Raw genomic sequence first — 15,809 nt, forward strand, 5'->3', positions numbered from 1 at the left:
GTCTCCAAAGTCAGCTGCCGAGATGATCGTCGGGAATGTTCAGGGCGGTGCCCATGCGCTGGCCCTCGTTGAGGATGTGGCGGCGCATTTCGGCGCTGGCCAGGGCGCTGTTCTTGTTGCGGATGGCGCGCACCACCGCTTCGTTTTCCTGCAGGCGCTCGGCCAGGTGCTCGGGGGAGTTGCGCAACACCTGGGCGCTTTGCTTGAGGGCGTTGCTGGTCTGTTGCACCACGTTCTGGAAGATGGGGTTGGAGGTCAGGGCGAACAGCTCTTCGTGGAAGGCAATGTAGGCGTTCATCCCCGCTTCACTGTCGTTGGCTTCCAGGGCTTCGCGCATGTCCATCAAGGTCAGGCGCAGTTGCCCGATTTCCTTGCTGGTGATGGACTGGGCCACCAGGCCGACGATAAACGGCTCCAGGGTGTAGCGCAGTTGCAGGATATCGGCGAGGCTGGCATCGGCCACCGCGTCATGGGCCTGGGGGTCGTTGACACTGGTTTCCAGTACGACCACGCCTTTGCCGGGCATCGAGCGTACCAGGCCGAGGGTTTCCAGCACGATCACTGCCTCGCGCAGGCTAGGGCGGCTGATGCCCAGTTGTTCGGCCAATTCGCGCTGGCCGGGCAGCATCTCCCCGCGCCGCCACTGGCCGCGGGCCAGGGCAGCGCGCAGTTTTTCTACGACTGAATTGACGACGGTTGAGGTGCTGATCACGTCGTGGGCTCCTTGAATTTAAATAACCCTTCAACGGTAGGAGCGAGCTTGCTCGCGAAGACCGTCAACGATAACGCGGGCAGACTGGGTGCGCGCGGTGCCTTGAAGTTTTTCGCGAACAAGCTCGCTCCTACAGTGTGTGGGGAAGGTTCAGAACTCCTGATGAACCGGCAGCACCGGTTTCTTGGCCTGGAACGCATACCCTTGCTGCCCATCGAGCACCTTGTTGGCCCGTTGGATATCAATGTCCTTTTCCCAGCGGGCAATGGCGACGGTGGCCACGCAGTTGCCGATCAGGTTGGTCAGCGCCCGGCCGATCCCCATGAACCAGTCCACCGCCAACACCAGCACCAGGCCCACCACCGGGATGGCGGGGATGGCAGTGAGGGTTGCCGCCAGAATCACCAGGGCCGAGCCCGGTATGCCGTGGGCGCCCTTGGAGGTAATCAGCGATACCAGCAGGATGGTCAGCAGGTCGGTCATCGACAACGGCGTACCGGTGGCGTTGGCGATAAACACGATGGCCAGGGTCAGGTAGATCGAAAAACCATCGAGGTTGAACGAGTAACCGGTGGGGATCACCAGGCCGACGGTGGAACTGCCAATGCCCAGGTGCTCCAGTTTACGCATGATCTGTGGCAGCACGGCGTCGGACGAGGCGGTGCCCATCACGATCAGCAGTTCTTCGCGCAGGTATTTGAGCAGCGGCAACATCCGCAGGCCCGAAAACCGCATCACGGCGCCGAGGATTATGGCGACGAAGGCCATGCACGTGAGGTAGAACAAACCCACCAGGCTGCCCAGGTGTTGCAGCGAGTCCAGGCCGTAAGTGCTGGTGGTAAAGGCGATGGCACCAAATACACCAATCGGCGCCAGGCGCACGATCATGCCCATGATGCGGAAGATCACATGGCTCAACTCATTGATCAGTCGCGAAATGCCCGAGGCTGCTTCACCCACCAGGTTCAGCGCGCTGCCAAACAGCACCGAGAACAACAGCACCTGCAACACGTTGTTGTCGGCAAAGGCGCCGATCACCGAGTTGGGGATCAGGTCCATCAGGAACTGGCTGGTGCCCTTGATATGTTGGCCGCGATCCGCCAATTCATTGAGGCCGGCAGATGACAACTGCTCCAGGTGGATATTGGCCCCGCTGCCGATCCCGGTACTGAAGGCCAGCACCAGGCCAAGCACCAGAGCGATAGTGGTGAGGATTTCAAAGTAGATCACCGACTTGAGGCCGATGCGCCCGACCTTCTTCAGGTCGCCGGCCCCGGAGATGCCGCTGACCACCACACAGAACACGATCAGGCCGATCAGCATCTTGATCAGCTTGATAAAGCCGTCACCCAGGGGTTTGAGTTGTGAGGAGAATTCGGGAAGGGCCAGGCCACAAGCGATGCCGAGCATCAGGCCTATGACGACTTGCAGGAAAATCGAACGCGAGCACCATCTGAGCATGGGAAGGATCTCTATTCGGTGCCCTGGTGGGTCCAGGGCTTAATTGTTGTGGTCTGACCGGTAAGTCCAGTGCGTGGCCAGTCTACGCCCGGTTTTTTGCAAACTACAAGGGGGAAGTGGGGTGTTTGGGATGTCCGGTCTTACCAGTTGCTCGGTAAGCGTGATGCTTGAGCGGTTGGCGGCGTGGAATTTTTTTCGCTTATCATGCGGCGCTTGGCCGTTGAGGTGATAAATGGATAAGCCAGGACTGACGACGGATGAAACGGGGCTGACCCGTTGTACATGGCGCACGGCCGCCGCCCAATACCCCGATTATCACGATCACGAGTGGGGCGTGCCGGTTGCCGATGATATTGCGTTGTACGAGAAGATCTGCCTGGAAGGCTTCCAGGCCGGCTTGGCGTGGATCACCATCCTGCGCAAACGCGAGCACTTTCGCCGGGCGTTCGAGGGTTTTGATTTTCGCCATGTGGCGCAGTATACCGAGCGGGATGTTGAGCGCTTGATGGCTGACCCGGGCATCGTGCGTAACCGCGCCAAGATCGTCTCGGCCATCAACAACGCACGCCGGGCGTGTGAGTTGGTGGCGCAAAGCGGTTCGCTGGCGGCCTGGTTATGGGCCTTTGAACCGACTGCCGATGAGCGGCCAGCGGTGGTGGACCTGGCTTATTGGACGGGCAATCCCACCTCGCCAGCTTCGGTGCGTTTGTCCAAGGCCTTGAAGAAACGCGGCTGGACATTCGTGGGGCCGACGACGATGTACGCGTTCATGCAGGCCATGGGAATGGTCAATGACCACCTGGAAGGCTGCGCCTGCCGGCAGCCGATCGAAGACCTGCGGCGCCAGTTCAAGCGCCCCTGACAAGCCCCAGTGGCGAGCGGGCTTGCCCCGCGCTGGGCTGCAAAGCAGCCCCAAAACCAGCCGCTACGGACTATCTGATACACCACATTCGGCTTACTGGGGCTGCTTCGCCGCCCAGCGCGGGGCAAGCCCGCTCGCCACAGTGGCTCTGGGGCCTAGCAATCAGTTCTGCGCTGGCAGGGGCGTCAGCACATCAGCCTTGTCATCCATAACCATCACCACCAGCAACCTGGCCGGCTGGGTCTGGCTGGCATTGCTGGATTCGAAGTGGCGCGAGCCGGCCGGTTCGTAGAACGATTGCCCGGCCTTGTAGGTAATGGCCGGTTCATCGTTGACCCGCGAGGTGATTTCACCTTCCAGCACATAAGCCACCGCCGTGCCGGTGTGGCTGTGGGGGACGGTGGCCTGGCCCGGTGCGTAGTCCACGGTGAGCATGATGGTTTTTTTGCCAGGCACGTTACTCAAGGCATGCTCTTGCAGGACCTTGATCGATTCCTGGTTGTAGACCGGCTCATGGGCAAAGGCGCTTAGCGAAGCCAGCAGGAGGGTAGTGCCGAACAGTATTTTCATGGTGCAGTTCTCCAGGGTTGCAGACCCCATCACCCTACGCCCGGCACCGTGGCGCACCTATAGCCAATCCTCTGGAAAACCCCTTAGCCAATCTGCTGGAGGATATCGCGCACCTTGTCCAGCGATGGGTCGATATCCAGGGTCTCGATGGCCCCAAAGCCGATAATCAGGCCGCACCGCACCGGTGCTTCATGAAAAAACACGTCCAGTGGGTACAGCCCGACTTCCACTTGGCGCGCCAGTTCGATCAGCAAGGGAATGTTTACTGCCCCCTTGCACAGCGCCGCCAGGTGGAACCCGGCCACGCTGGGCACGGCTTCGAACCAGGGAGACAAGTCGCCGGCCAGGCGGCTGAGGATGCGCTCGCGGCGGGTAGCGTAGACGGTGTGACAGCGCCGAATGTGCTTGAGCAGGTAGCCTTCGCTGATGAACTTGGCGAGTGCCCATTGCGGCAGTGTCGAGGTGTGCTGGTCGGTCAGTTGCTTGGCCTTGACCACCGCGCCATGGATCGCCGGCGGCAGTACTGCATAACCCAGGCGCAGGTCCGGCAGCAGGGTTTTGGAGAAGGTCCCGACGTAGGCCACAATGCCGCGCTCGTCCATGCTTTGCAGGGAGTGGGTGGGTCGGCCTTCGTAGCGGAAATCACTGTCGTAGTCGTCTTCGATGATGATCGCGCCCAATTCCAGCGCGCGTGCCAGCAGCGCCTCGCGACGTGCCTGGCTCATGGGCATGCCAAGGGGGAACTGGTGGGAAGGCGTCACGTAGATCAGCCGTGTGCCCTGGGGAATCTGCGTGACCTGGATACCTTCGGCATCCACCGGCACGCTGGCCACCGTTGCCCCTACGGCCTCGAACATCAAGCGGGCGGGGGTGTAGCCGGGGTCTTCCATGGCCACCAGGCTGCCCGGTTCAAGTACCACCCGGGCGATCAGGTCCAAGGCTTGCTGGGCGCCATTGCACACCACAATGTCGGTGTCGCGGCAGTTGACCCCCCGGGAAAATGCGATGTGCCCGGCGATCGCGCTACGCAGGGCCGGCAGGCCTTCGGGTTGGCTATAGAACCCGCTGTTCTGGGCGGTGCGGCGCAAGGCGTCGAGGGTGCAGCGCCGCCATTCGTCCTGGGGGAACAGGCTGCGGGTGGTGGCGCCGCCGATGAACTCGCACCGCAAGGTGCCGTCGCGGGTCGGGTGGCGCATGGGCGAGGGCAGCGCCTGCCATTTGGCCAAGTGCGCGGCGCAGGCCAGGTCGGCAGCGTCCTGGCGCCGGGCAGGGCGGTTTGCCTGACTGTTGACGAAGGTGCCACGGCCAATCTTCCCCACCAGCAGCCCTTCATAGGTCAGCAGCGCATAGGTGTCGGAGACGGTCTTGCGCGACACCCCCAACTGCTCGGCCAGCAGGCGGCTGGGCGGCAGCTGCGCACCCGAGGCCAGGCGCCCGGACTGGATGGCCGCGAGCAATTGCCGATACAGCTGTTCGGCCAGATCCTTGCGGCCATTGATGACGACGTGCAGTTCCATGGAGCATCCCGAGGCGGTCAGACTGCGCCCAGATTACCCGCAACCGTGGGGCGCGCCTACGGCCAAGGCGGTCTAGGCATAAAGCGCAACTTTGGCTATAGGGCACAGGCCGGCGCGGTCTTAAGCTGGCGGCCATCGTCTTTGCCCATCGAGGCCGCCCCTATGCAACCGCGTCTGGATTACTACACGGCTTCGCCCCAAGCGCTTAAAGGCATGATGGTGCTTGAGGCAACGTTGTTCGAGCTGGCCATCGACAGGCCTTTGCTTGACCTGATAAGGATCCGCGTCTCGCAACTGAACCACTGTGGGTTTTGCAGTGACATGCATGCCATGGCGGCGTTGGCGCGGGGCGAAAGCACGCGGCGTCTTTTGGCGTTGTGCGTGTGGCGTGATTCGCCGCTGTTCACTCGCCGCGAACAACTTGCCCTGGCGTGGAGCGAGGCCACGGCGTTGCTGGGGTGTGCAGGCGTGCCGGATGCGCTGTTCGCCGCCGCCCGTGCCGAGTTCGGCGAGCAGGCCCTGGTGGACCTGACCATGGCGGTTACGACCATCAGCGGCTGGAACCGCCTGGCCGTCGCCTTTGGCCAGTTGCCGCCAGAATAAGCCCACCCGGATAAAGATCTACCGCTGCGGCGCTTGTGGCCCGTAGCACCATCGCCCTATGCCAAGGCATTTGTTGCCGGCAAACCATGTGACCCACGTCATGGCATAGGGAGCGACTCATGACTCAACCTGATACACCCGCAGTGGACGCACCTTTGGCGCTGGCCGATCTGGATGCCCGGCTGGGGGATCTGCTGGTCGGTGTTTTACCGGTTCGCCGTACCGTGCTGGCTCAAATGGGCGCGCAGATAAACGGCAAGCCCATCAACGTGCACCACCTGGGTGGGCGCGAGGCCGACCAGGCGCTGCTCGATTCGATCCGCTTTGCGGCGCCGCAGCTCAAGGCATTCCTGGGCACGGACGCCACCGTCAGTGATGGTAGCGCCAACCTGCTGTTCGAGTTCGCCGCATTACGCTCAACCCCGGCCAAGCCGCTGCTTGAGGGGGCGTCGATGCAGGACAGCAGTGACACGATGACCCGGCTCGATGACTTGCTGCGCGCCGTGCAGAACACCAACCTCAACCAGACCCAGCAGCGTGAAGGCTTGCCCGCCTGGGTCGACACTCCCCGAAGCCGAACCCTGGAAGCGATGGGGACTGGCTTGCAGGTCTATGGCTATTACAGCGCGATCAACGCCTTGGCCCAGGCCATCAAGACCGGTGATATTCGCCAGACCCTGGCCGCCGGTGGCGAATTGCTCGCCGAGCTGACATCCAGCGCCCTGGAGTTGGCCCTGGAGCGCCTGGGCAAGGGCATGCTGGAGAACGGCGGGCGTGTGTTCAAGGGGTTTTGTGCGAGCAGCGTAGGCCAGTTGTTGCGGCGCGGCGCGGGCCTGTTTGCCCAGGTGTTGACCCTGCCGTTCGACATCTTCAGTGCAGTGCAGTCACTCAAAGACGCGGCGAAGGCCCAGGGCAAGGAGGCGTTGGACCACTACGTCAATGCCGGCTTCAGCCTGGCCAGTGCAGCCCTGGGCGTGGTGCTGGGGATCGCCGCCCTGGCGGGTTTCAGCTATGCCGGGCCATTGGGGATTGCCGCGGCCGTGGTGCTGATTCTCGGGGCGCAGATCTACAGCGCAGTGCGTCAGGTGGATGACATTGACGATTACATCGAACTGACCGTGTCCGAGCGCATGAGGGCCGGCTGGCTGTCGTTTGCAGGCCGGGAGCTGGACGAGGATGTGCGCGATCGCTACCTGGTGGCGAGGATGGAAAAGCAGCACGCAACCTACCTTACCGGCGTGGCCGAAAAGTGGCTGCGCGGTGCGCTCAAGAACACCGTACACGCGGTGGTCAATGGGCGGTTCGAAGTGCGCATGATCCCCGTGCGGGAGTGGAAGCACCGTTGGGACGAAGCGGCGGGAGAGCAGCCCTACCGCGATACCACTGGGCCGGCCATCCATGACGGTGATGATGTGGTCGATGCCTCCCATGCCGGCGTCAGCCAACTGCCCGGGGTGGTGCTGGGCAAGCCGTTTGCCCACGCTGCGATCCTCTGGCGCCTGGGCGATGGGAACGACAACGTCCAGGGCCAGCTGGAGATGCGCAATATCTTTCAGTTCGGGGCGGGGCACAAACGACTCACGGGTGGCATCCGCGATGACCAGTTCATATTTGAGCTGCCACCAGATACGTTTGAGGCCGTTGCCACCCCGGGCGCGGCAAGTGAGCTGCACGGTGGCAGCGGCAGCGATACGCTGCATTTTGGCTACCGCTCCCCTTACGTCGAGGGCATTGAGGGGCTTGCCATCGATCTGCAGGCCGGCAGCGTCACACGGCGCAAGGATGCCGGCCGCAGCGGGCTGTCGAACCAGATAACCCTGGACTCGATCGAGAACGTTGCGACGCCAGCGGGCGTAGCCAGTCACGTCAAGGGTACGGCGCAGGCCAATATCCTGATTGCCGAAGGCAACAACGACCGGATTGAGGCCGGAGCCGGCAATGACACGATCTTCGTCAACGGTACCGATGCCTGGGTCGACGGTGGAACGGGTAGCGACCGCTACGTCATTGCCAACAACCGGGGCACCGTCACGCTGCACGAGCAGCACTGGCAGGAAGACACGCTGATTGAGCTGGGGTGGGAGCTGTCCAGCATTGCTGACTGGGTGATCCAGGAATGTGCGTTGGTGATCCGCTCCCTGCGCGGCCTCGACGGCGAGTTGCCGGAGCGCTTGGTCAGGATTGAAAACCTCTACCTGCATGAATCCGGCGAGCGGCGCCTGGCCGGTCATAATCTGCGTTTACTGACGGCGGACGGTTACACGTTGGAGCCGGTTCTCCCGCCGTTGCTGAGCGCGCAAGGCGACCAGCCGATCAAGGTGGCTGCCCGCTCGATGAGCCCTGTGCCGGCGTTTCAGCGCGTGTTGGCGGGCGGCGAATGGGTGCTGCCATTCGGCCTGTCGACCCGCTGCTTTATCGAGCGCGGCGCGGCTGAAAAGCGTGTGCGGGTTCGAATCGCGGGCGGCGCCACGGCCTGTACCCTGTACCTGGACTACCGCACCGAGGAACTGATCGATGTGGTGGCCGGGTATCGCGTGACCCTGCGCAGCCAAGGCCCGGTCGACACGCTGACTTACAGCGATGTGACCTTGACCCTGACTTTCGCGGACGGCGGCCGCCTGGTCCTGGCCGAGTTCGCCAGCGACCGTGGTGCGCTGCGCGCCGATGTCGCCGCCAATATCCGGGCGGCCAGCCTGAAGCCCGACTGCGCGTGTGTGCTGGTCTTCAACGATGGCATGTCTTATCGGGTTCAACCGTTGCAGCAATCCTACCTGCAAGACCGTGCCCAGCCGGGCTTCAGAGTCTTTGACGGCCGTTCGGCACTGTTGGCGCGGGTTGGCAGCCATGGGTTTTTCCGGCCGCTGAGTGCCAAGGGCGTGTGGCTGCAGGCGCTGCCGCAGACCCTGCGGATCCCGGCTGGGGCCCATCGTCAGACCTATGCGCTGGTGGGGCGCGGGTCGGTGTATGAGGTGCACCCCAGCAGCGGCGCCACCATTGCCCTGTCTACCCCAGGAGCCCTGGCCAAGACCTCGGATGCCTCCACCTGGCGGATCAACACCAGCGGCCTGGATGAGCTCATCGACCACAAGCAGATCACCCTGGCCGAGCACCGGCTCAAGGTGGGCAGCGTGACGCTGATCCTGCCCGTCGTCACAGACCCGCAGGTGCCGCTGGAGCAACTGTACGTGCAGACCCTTGAAGGCGATCGATACGAGATCCGCCTGGATCTGGGCAGCGTTTACCTGGTGCAACTGGATGCCTCGAGTTACCTGACCATAGCCGAGGTCTGGCAGCAATTGCGCCGCATGCGTCAGCACTCAAGGTTGATGGCGCGCCGCTTGCGGGTGCTCGGTGTGCAGTTGGCGGATGGCACTGACAGCGCGATTGATTACGACGCGCTGCTCGATCGGTGGGTCGCCCACGGTGACCCCGCGCGTAGCGTGGCCTCGGCAGACCTGATGCGCGTAAACGTGTCACTCAACTAATACTGGAAAGGGATTTCTATGCAACAGACACCTCATTCACCCCGGCCGGGGCCCTCCAGGCCTGCCCCTCGCGTCGAGGCAGGGATCGCTGGCGGCCTGGTCAGGGATTTTGGTCCTCAGGGCCGTAGCCCTTTTGCCGAGCGTCAGGCGAGCCGCCCGCTGGTACGCGGCCACGATGCGTCGCTTACAGTGCCGCAAATCAGCGACCTGGACGTGCCGGGACCCATGCCGCCGATGGCCGTGCTGGTCACCAGATCGCTGCTGCCGGCGCCGAGCGCCGAGGGCGTGTATACCCACAACGGTCGCACTTATCTGGACCTGGAAACCGGTGAGACGGTACTGGTAGTGCGTGACCCGCACACCGGTGAGTGGCGCGAACGCGCGCCTCATCAATTGGCCGCCACGGGCGCGCCGGTGCAGCGGGTTGCGGGCAGTTCGTTGTGGGCCAGGCGCACCGCTGCGGCGCAGGCCCCGGTCTCGTTGCCGACAGCGGTCCCGGCCAGAGGGCGCTTGGACCCGGTGTGGGACCTGCAGCGGTATGACGTCAGCCAAGCGAGCAATGTGCCGCTGTTTCCGATGGCGGGAATGAACGACTTTGTGGTCCAGGGCACGCGTTACTACGTGAATGCGCAGTTCAACTTGAAGGCCTTCAGGATCAAGGAAAGCCATATCCAGCAGCGCGGGCCTAACGGCAACTTGCGCCCCAGTGGCTCGTTTGCCGAGGACGGGATTATCCGGCTTTCAGGGCGCGAGCCCCTGACCTATCTGTATGTCGGGGGGGTTACCAGCCGTATCGAACTCGATAACGTGCGCCAGAAATGGCGGCTGCTCGGCAATGGCGTCGAGGCGATTTACCTGGATACGGGCGGCCATTTGAGTTCGTGGGTGCCGCAGCTTCAATTGCGCGATATCGGCGATATTATTTCGCAGGCGCGCAGGGTGTTGGGCTACACCGGCGTCAGCAGCGACATGAGCCTGGGAGTCATGTCGACCATGGACAAGAACACCTATGTCTATATGCAGCAATATGCCCGGCAACTGATCGGGTTCGAGACGACGGCTATACGCCAGGCGCCGGTACGGGATCGGGATCGCATGATTGACGAGCATATCTGGCGCCATGGTTATCCCTATGACCGTTTGCGCCAGGCGATCAGTGCCCAGGCGGATGGTCGCGCCTTGCCGGTGGGCATCGCGCAGTTTGATCCGCTCCAGGGTATGGCAACCGTCAGCGCGCGTGAGGGCGGCAGCTTCAACGTTCAAAGCGTCAGCAGCAACGCCCAGCTTCACTACCCCAGGCGGCGCCGAAGTGATGAACAGCAAAGGTTGTTCGTGCTATGGGGTTCTATTGACAGCCACGCCACCAGTCAGCGTGGTGAGGCCAATGAGCGTATGTATCGTCAGATGTTGGTCGATGATGGCTACCAGATTATTCCTGGAGGCACCTATGGTATGGGGCTGCACGGCTTTGATTTGGTGTTCCGAGGGCCTACGGGTGCGGTTTATCTGCTGGAAATCAAACATATCCCACCGAGTAACACTCACCGTTTGTCCAGTGTCAGCATGGCGAAGGGGTTGGGGTACTGGCAGATGGAAGACCGCTGGGTAAGCGCGGTATTGGCCCATTCGGAGGCTGCGAATTCACTGGCTGGGGCTGCTGTGGGACAGGCGTTGAGCAGTGGACAGTTATTCAAGCTGATCGGCGCCACGGCACCCGATGGCACTCAGTATGTGTTCAAGATTGATATGAGCCCGGTGCGTTAGAGGGGAGGTGGTGGTGGGGAGAGCGCTGTTGTGGCAAAGGCGGCTATGGAGAAGGGGGGGCTTGCTGTGGCGAGGGGGCACCCCCGCTGGGCTGCGCAGCAGCCCCAAAACCTGCACCCTCGGTTGGTCTGACACGTTGCGGTGATCCTATTAGGGCTGCTGCGCAGCCCAGCGGGGGACAAGCCCCCTTGCCACATACGCTCCACCTCGCCGCACGAGCCGCCGGTGTCAGGACAGGAAGCCGCCATCGACGTTCAGCGACACACCGGTGGTGTAGGTCGAGGCGTCGCTGGCCAGGTAGAGCACGGCGCCGGCCATTTCGCTTGGGGCGGCCACGCGCTTGAGTGGGATCTGCGCCAGGGCCATGTTGAGGATCGATTCGTTCTTGACCAGTGCCGAGGCAAATTTGGTGTCGGTCAGGCCCGGCAGCAGGGCGTTGCAGCGAATACCGAACTGCGCACATTCCTTGGCGAAGACCTTGGTCATATTGATCACGGCGGCCTTGGTCACCGAGTAGATACCCTGGAAATGCCCGGGGGAAATACCGTTGATCGAGGCCACGTTGATGATGCTGCCACCCCCGTTTTCACGCATCAGCTTGCCGGCTTCCACCGACATGAAGAAATAACCACGGATGTTCACGTCGACGGTTTTCTGGAAGGCGCCCAGGTCGGTGTCCAGTACGTTGCAGAACTGCGGGTTGGTCGCGGCATTGTTGACCAGGATGTCCAAACGCCCGAATTGCTCGCGGATGCCGGCAAACACCTGGGTGATCTGCTCCATCTCACCGATGTGGCAGGCAATGGCCGTAGCCTTGCCACCGGCGGCGATGATCGCGTCGGCCACGTGTTGGCAGCCATCGATCTTGCGGCTCGACACAATCACATGGGCGCCTTGCTGGGCCAGCAACTTGGCAATGGCCTCACCGATGCCACGGCTGGCGCCGGAGACAAAAGCAATCTTGCCGTCGAGGTCGAACAGGTGGGTCTTGGACATGGTGGTTCCTTGTCGGTCAAAGCGTGGATTTGTGGATGACGTTCAGGCTCATCTGCTCCAGCAGCTTGTTCATCTGGATGAACTGCGCAAAGCGTTTGTCCTGGGTCTGGCCATGGAAGAAGCGGTAGTAGATCTGCTGCACGATGCCGGCCAGGCGAAACAGGCCGTAGGTGTAGTAGAAGTCGAAATTGTCGATCTGGATGCCGGCGCGCTCGGCGTAATAATCGACAAACTGGCGGCGGGTGAGCATGCCGGGCGCGTTGCTCGGCTGGCGGCGCATCAGTTGCACGGGCGCAGGGTCGGCGGCTTCGATCCAATAGGCGAGGCTGTTGCCCAGGTCCATCAGCGGATCACCGAGGGTGGTCAGTTCCCAGTCCAGCACGCCGATGATCTGCATCGGGTTGTTGGGGTCGAGGATCACGTTGTCGAAGCGATAGTCGTTGTGCACGATGCTGGAGGTCGGATGATCAGCCGGCATCTTGTCGTTGAGCCAGGCGCGCACGGCTTCCCATTTCGGGGCGTCGGGGGTCAGGGCTTTTTCGTAGCGATCGCTCCACCCGCTGATCTGGCGTGCCACATAACCTTCGGGTTTGCCCAGGTCGGCCAGGCCGCAGGCGTGATAGTCGACTTGGTGCAGTTCGACGAACTTGTCGATGAAGCTTTTGCACAGGGCTTCGGTGCGCCCGGCGTCCAGACCCAGCTCCGGCGGCAGGTCCGAGCGCAGGATGATGCCCTTGACCCGCTCCATCACATAGAACTCGGCGCCGATCACCGATTCGTCGGTGCAGTGCAGGTAGGCCTTGGGGCAGTAGGGGAAACCGTCCTTGAGTTGGTTCAGGATGCGGAATTCGCGGCCCATGTCATGGGCGGACTTGGCCTTGTGGCCAAAGGGCGGGCGACGCAGGACGAACTCCTGATCAGGGTACTCAAGCAGGTAGGTCAGGTTGGAGGCGCCCCCCGGAAACTGGCTGACTTTTGCGCTGCCGGTCAGGCCTGGGATATGGGCCTTGAGGTAGGGGTCGATGAGGCTGGCATCCAGTTCTTCGCCAGGGCGAATCTGGGTGGATTGGTCATTGAGCGCCATGCTTATCCCTTCTGCTTATTCTTGAGGCCTTTGACTATTGGCTAATCTAATGCGCACAGCCGACCCGCCACAAGGCTGGCACGGCTTAATAGGTTAGCGTGTTGGATGATAATCAGCGTGCCTGATCGGTCACTTTTCGGGCGCCGGCAAGGCGACTGGCGTGAGTACCGGGCGCCCGGCGAAGTACTCCACCAGATTGTCCGCCACCCGTTGCACGGTGTCATGGGCCGCTTCCGGCGACAGCCCGGCCACATGCGGGGTGAGGACTGTGTTGTTGAGGCGCTTGAGGCCGTCCGGCACGTTGGGCTCGTCATCGAACACATCCAGCGCCGCGCCGCCGATGCGTCGTTGTTCCAGGGCGTTGATGAGGTCGGCGGTGACAATCACGCTGCCGCGGGCAATGTTCACCAAAAAACCGTGGGGCCCGAGGGCGTCCAGCGCTTGGCGGTCGATCAAGTGACGGGTGCCCGGCCCGCCGGGCGTGGCAATCACCAGGAAGTCCGAGTTGCGCGCCAGTTCTACCGGTGTGGCGCAGTAGGTGTAGTCCACATCGCTGCGGGGCTGGCGGCTGTGGTAACTGATCTGCATGTCAAAACCCAGCGCCGCGCGCTGGGCGATCGCCATGCCGACCGCGCCCAGGCCCAGGATCCCCAGTTGCTTGCCCGAAAGGGACGGGCGCATGACCTTCGGCCATTCACTGCGCCGTACCGCTGCGTCGGCGCGGGGGATGTCACGTACCAGTGACAGCAGCAGCGCCATGGCGTGGTCCGCCACCGAAGGGGCGTTCACGCCGGCACCGTTGGTGACGACGATGCCCCGGTTGCTCGCAGCCTGCAGGTCGACCTGCTCATAGCCAGCGCCGATCACGCAAATGATTTCCAGCAGCGGCAGGGCGGCGATTTCCTCGGCATGCAACCCCAAAGGGCCACGGGTCAGCACAGCCTTGATCTGCGTGCCATGGGCCTTGATGGCCTGGGCGCGTTCGGCGGGCGTCGGCGCGAGGATCACATGAAAGTCATTGCTCTCGATGATGTGCAGGTATTCGTTGATGGTTTCAACCAGGACCAGAACAGTGGCGGACATGGGGCAGCTCTTGTTGTGGGGTTTGAGACCGGGATTATGCGGCATTTTTTAAGTACGAAATGCCAGCGGGTGGAAGATCTTTATTTGATGGGAGCTCTTGAGAAGGGGATGACAGCGCCTGAAGACGCTGTGCATCGATTCCGGTGCTACTGGGCTTGCCTCACCTTGTTCTGTTCCGCCTGGGCGATTGCCTTGAAATCATAGGTAGGGAAAAACTCGGTCCGGTAGGGGCCCCATGCGGTGTTTTCCAATGCCAGGTTGACCGCCGACAGGCGAGAGGCGGGCAGGCGCAGGACGATGACTTGTCCGATACCCATGGTGATGTTCCAACTGACGACCTCTACCCCCTCCGGTGGGAAGACTTTATAGAACTCCTGCTTGGCGAGTTGCGCTCTTAGTTCGCTTAATGGTCGCGATTGATCATGCTTTAGAAATACCGTCAGCATGATTGCATTGTCTTTTGTAGCAACAGGTGCGCTTGCGGCCGGGGTGGCTGTGGGTTGTGCATTGGCGCAGCCGATAAGTAGAGCACAAACCCCTACTGTGGATATTAAGAGTGACTTGAGTTGGGTTTTCATAAATGGGGTCTTTTTGTTGTTTTCGGAAGTTGTTGGAAAGTGCATTCAATGGGTGAAGAGTGTTCAGTGGGATGTGGTGGTTTTTATGGGGCCTTTGTAAGGCGCGTGAACCACATAGATGCGGACTTTCTCGTTGGTCTCGACCATGTCGCGCGGCACCTCCCGCGAATAGGTGAACTCTTCGTTATTCAGGGCCTCGAGTCGCCTGACCACTGTTCTGGTCGGGCCTTTGTCAGGGATCAGGATATGAGTCTTTTTGTCGCCCGTAACAAGGAAGTACCCGCCACCGCCATTATCATATTTTGACAACCCGGTGTCGGCGTAGAAGAACTCGTAGCGATTGCGCTCGGGGTCCCACATGGATATGCCTACTACGCCTGGGTACTTGTCCTTGACGTCAACCTGGGGGGTACCTTCTATATAAACTTTGGTGGTCAGCCACTGAGGGGACGAAGCGAATGCGCGGATATCGGCGTTTGTCGGTTGTGCTTGGCTGGCGACTGGGGTGAGCAGGGTCACGAGAAAAAGCCCGGTAAATATACAATTGTATTTTTTCATTGAATTATTCCTGTATGGAGTTGAGGGTGCTGCCGGCGATGCACTGCTTGGAAGCAGTAGTGGAGGAATATAGGTCTGCTGAGAATGTCTATCAATACTTAAGTATATGTTTGTAACAAATTCAGCGATGTTAAAAAGTTGATCTTTGGTTTGTTACTTAGTTGTGTGTAGGAGATCTCCTAAAGTTAAGTTGTCGTTTCCTGGGGTTTGGCTTTTGGATATGACTTATGTTTAAGGCGGGAAGTGCGCCGCGGGCTGACGCGCCGCGACGTCACTTGATGAGACTCAGCCTATTCTTGGAAAGGGAATCAGGGAGTTGCGTGGTTTGTGCGCCTGAAACTCGGCCCCATTGAAGCTGAAGGTGTTGGGGTCAGTTTGTGGGTGCTCAGGCTTGGGCTGTTGGTCGGGTTGGTGTAATGCGACGAATTGGCTGATGGTGTCCGTCAGCAGGCCAGCATCGAAGAAGAAGTTCTGATTGCTTGAAGCAATTGAAGTCATTTTGAGTTCTCCAATTAAGAGGGAAGGTTGTGGACGTG

The 15,809-nt window shown here is 61.3% G+C and carries 14 protein-coding genes; 4 read left to right on the forward strand and 10 right to left on the reverse strand.

Features of this window, described 5'->3' with window-relative positions:
* Positions 1-10: 10 nt before the first annotated feature.
* Together FIV38_RS15875 and FIV38_RS15885 are read right to left on the reverse strand one after the other, a co-directional pair.
* Entirely contained in the window at positions 11-712 is a 702-nt protein-coding gene (locus FIV38_RS15875) for a FadR/GntR family transcriptional regulator (protein ID WP_029294803.1), read from the reverse strand.
* A 150-nt stretch (positions 713-862) separates the two neighbouring features.
* Entirely contained in the window at positions 863-2,173 is a 1,311-nt protein-coding gene (locus FIV38_RS15885; protein WP_029294804.1) for a C4-dicarboxylate transporter DctA, read from the reverse strand.
* Positions 2,174-2,405: 232 nt separating this feature from the next.
* On the opposite strand from FIV38_RS15885, the gene FIV38_RS15890 reads away from it, so the two are divergent.
* Positions 2,406-3,035, forward strand: a complete 630-nt coding sequence (locus FIV38_RS15890) for a DNA-3-methyladenine glycosylase I (RefSeq protein ID WP_092235794.1) — start codon at positions 2,406-2,408, stop codon at positions 3,033-3,035.
* 162 nt (positions 3,036-3,197) lie between these two features.
* On the opposite strand, the gene FIV38_RS15895 is transcribed toward FIV38_RS15890, so the two are convergent.
* Together FIV38_RS15895 and pdxR are read right to left on the reverse strand one after the other, a co-directional pair.
* Positions 3,198-3,605 (reverse strand): cupin domain-containing protein, encoded by a 408-nt coding sequence (locus FIV38_RS15895; RefSeq protein WP_092235797.1) that lies wholly within the window; start codon positions 3,603-3,605, stop codon positions 3,198-3,200.
* Between the two features lie 83 nt (positions 3,606-3,688).
* The gene (pdxR, locus tag FIV38_RS15900; RefSeq protein WP_029294810.1) at positions 3,689-5,122 is read right to left on the reverse strand and encodes a MocR-like pyridoxine biosynthesis transcription factor PdxR; all 1,434 of its coding nucleotides are present in this window, start codon (positions 5,120-5,122) and stop codon (positions 3,689-3,691) included.
* Between the two features lie 162 nt (positions 5,123-5,284).
* Here pdxR and FIV38_RS15905 point away from each other — a divergent pair, with 162 nt between their 5' ends.
* The 3 genes from FIV38_RS15905 to FIV38_RS15915 all read left to right on the forward strand — a co-directional run bounded on the left by FIV38_RS15905 (position 5,285) and on the right by FIV38_RS15915 (position 10,974).
* A complete protein-coding gene (locus FIV38_RS15905) occupies positions 5,285-5,725 on the forward strand; it encodes a carboxymuconolactone decarboxylase family protein (protein ID WP_092235800.1) in 441 nt (146 codons plus the stop codon).
* A 119-nt stretch (positions 5,726-5,844) separates the two neighbouring features.
* Complete coding sequence (locus tag FIV38_RS15910) at positions 5,845-9,210, forward strand: calcium-binding protein (RefSeq protein WP_092235803.1); 3,366 nt, start codon at positions 5,845-5,847, stop codon at positions 9,208-9,210.
* A gap of 18 nt (positions 9,211-9,228) precedes the next feature.
* Entirely contained in the window at positions 9,229-10,974 is a 1,746-nt protein-coding gene (locus tag FIV38_RS15915) for a hypothetical protein (protein WP_170228388.1), read from the forward strand.
* A 228-nt stretch (positions 10,975-11,202) separates the two neighbouring features.
* Here FIV38_RS15915 and FIV38_RS15920 read toward each other — a convergent pair whose 3' ends face one another.
* The 6 genes from FIV38_RS15920 to FIV38_RS15945 form a co-directional block, all read right to left on the reverse strand.
* On the reverse strand, positions 11,203-11,970 hold the full coding sequence (locus FIV38_RS15920) for an SDR family oxidoreductase (RefSeq protein WP_092235807.1): 768 nt from the start codon (positions 11,968-11,970) through the stop codon (positions 11,203-11,205).
* Positions 11,971-11,986: 16 nt separating this feature from the next.
* Positions 11,987-13,054, reverse strand: a complete 1,068-nt coding sequence (locus tag FIV38_RS15925; RefSeq protein ID WP_029294820.1) for a phosphotransferase family protein — start codon at positions 13,052-13,054, stop codon at positions 11,987-11,989.
* Between the two features lie 129 nt (positions 13,055-13,183).
* Positions 13,184-14,137: a 2-hydroxyacid dehydrogenase gene (locus FIV38_RS15930; protein WP_029294822.1), complete on the reverse strand. Its 954-nt coding sequence runs from the start codon at positions 14,135-14,137 to the stop codon at positions 13,184-13,186.
* A gap of 146 nt (positions 14,138-14,283) precedes the next feature.
* Positions 14,284-14,715, reverse strand: coding sequence for a hypothetical protein (locus FIV38_RS15935; RefSeq protein WP_092235811.1), 432 nt, complete (start codon positions 14,713-14,715; stop codon positions 14,284-14,286).
* A gap of 63 nt (positions 14,716-14,778) precedes the next feature.
* Positions 14,779-15,273, reverse strand: a complete 495-nt coding sequence (locus tag FIV38_RS15940; protein ID WP_092235814.1) for a DUF4822 domain-containing protein — start codon at positions 15,271-15,273, stop codon at positions 14,779-14,781.
* A gap of 285 nt (positions 15,274-15,558) precedes the next feature.
* Positions 15,559-15,771 (reverse strand): hypothetical protein, encoded by a 213-nt coding sequence (locus tag FIV38_RS15945; protein ID WP_092235817.1) that lies wholly within the window; start codon positions 15,769-15,771, stop codon positions 15,559-15,561.
* Positions 15,772-15,809 lie beyond the last annotated feature (38 nt).

This window comes from Pseudomonas proteolytica (assembly GCF_007858275.1).
In the GTDB taxonomy this organism is placed as follows: Bacteria; Pseudomonadota; Gammaproteobacteria; order Pseudomonadales; family Pseudomonadaceae; genus Aquipseudomonas; species Aquipseudomonas proteolytica.

Coding starts and splice junctions, on each gene's coding strand:
- FIV38_RS15885 (WP_029294804.1), bottom strand. CDS start 2,173: ATGCTCAGATGGTGCTCGCGTTCGATTTTCCTGCAAGTCGTCATAGGC.
- FIV38_RS15890 (WP_092235794.1), top strand. CDS start 2,406: ATGGATAAGCCAGGACTGACGACGGATGAAACGGGGCTGACCCGTTGT.
- FIV38_RS15895 (WP_092235797.1), bottom strand. CDS start 3,605: ATGAAAATACTGTTCGGCACTACCCTCCTGCTGGCTTCGCTAAGCGCC.
- pdxR (WP_029294810.1), bottom strand. CDS start 5,122: ATGGAACTGCACGTCGTCATCAATGGCCGCAAGGATCTGGCCGAACAG.
- FIV38_RS15905 (WP_092235800.1), top strand. CDS start 5,285: ATGCAACCGCGTCTGGATTACTACACGGCTTCGCCCCAAGCGCTTAAA.
- FIV38_RS15910 (WP_092235803.1), top strand. CDS start 5,845: ATGACTCAACCTGATACACCCGCAGTGGACGCACCTTTGGCGCTGGCC.
- FIV38_RS15915 (WP_170228388.1), top strand. CDS start 9,229: ATGCAACAGACACCTCATTCACCCCGGCCGGGGCCCTCCAGGCCTGCC.
- FIV38_RS15920 (WP_092235807.1), bottom strand. CDS start 11,970: ATGTCCAAGACCCACCTGTTCGACCTCGACGGCAAGATTGCTTTTGTC.
- FIV38_RS15925 (WP_029294820.1), bottom strand. CDS start 13,054: ATGGCGCTCAATGACCAATCCACCCAGATTCGCCCTGGCGAAGAACTG.
- FIV38_RS15930 (WP_029294822.1), bottom strand. CDS start 14,137: ATGTCCGCCACTGTTCTGGTCCTGGTTGAAACCATCAACGAATACCTG.
- FIV38_RS15935 (WP_092235811.1), bottom strand. CDS start 14,715: ATGAAAACCCAACTCAAGTCACTCTTAATATCCACAGTAGGGGTTTGT.
- FIV38_RS15940 (WP_092235814.1), bottom strand. CDS start 15,273: ATGAAAAAATACAATTGTATATTTACCGGGCTTTTTCTCGTGACCCTG.
- FIV38_RS15945 (WP_092235817.1), bottom strand. CDS start 15,771: ATGACTTCAATTGCTTCAAGCAATCAGAACTTCTTCTTCGATGCTGGC.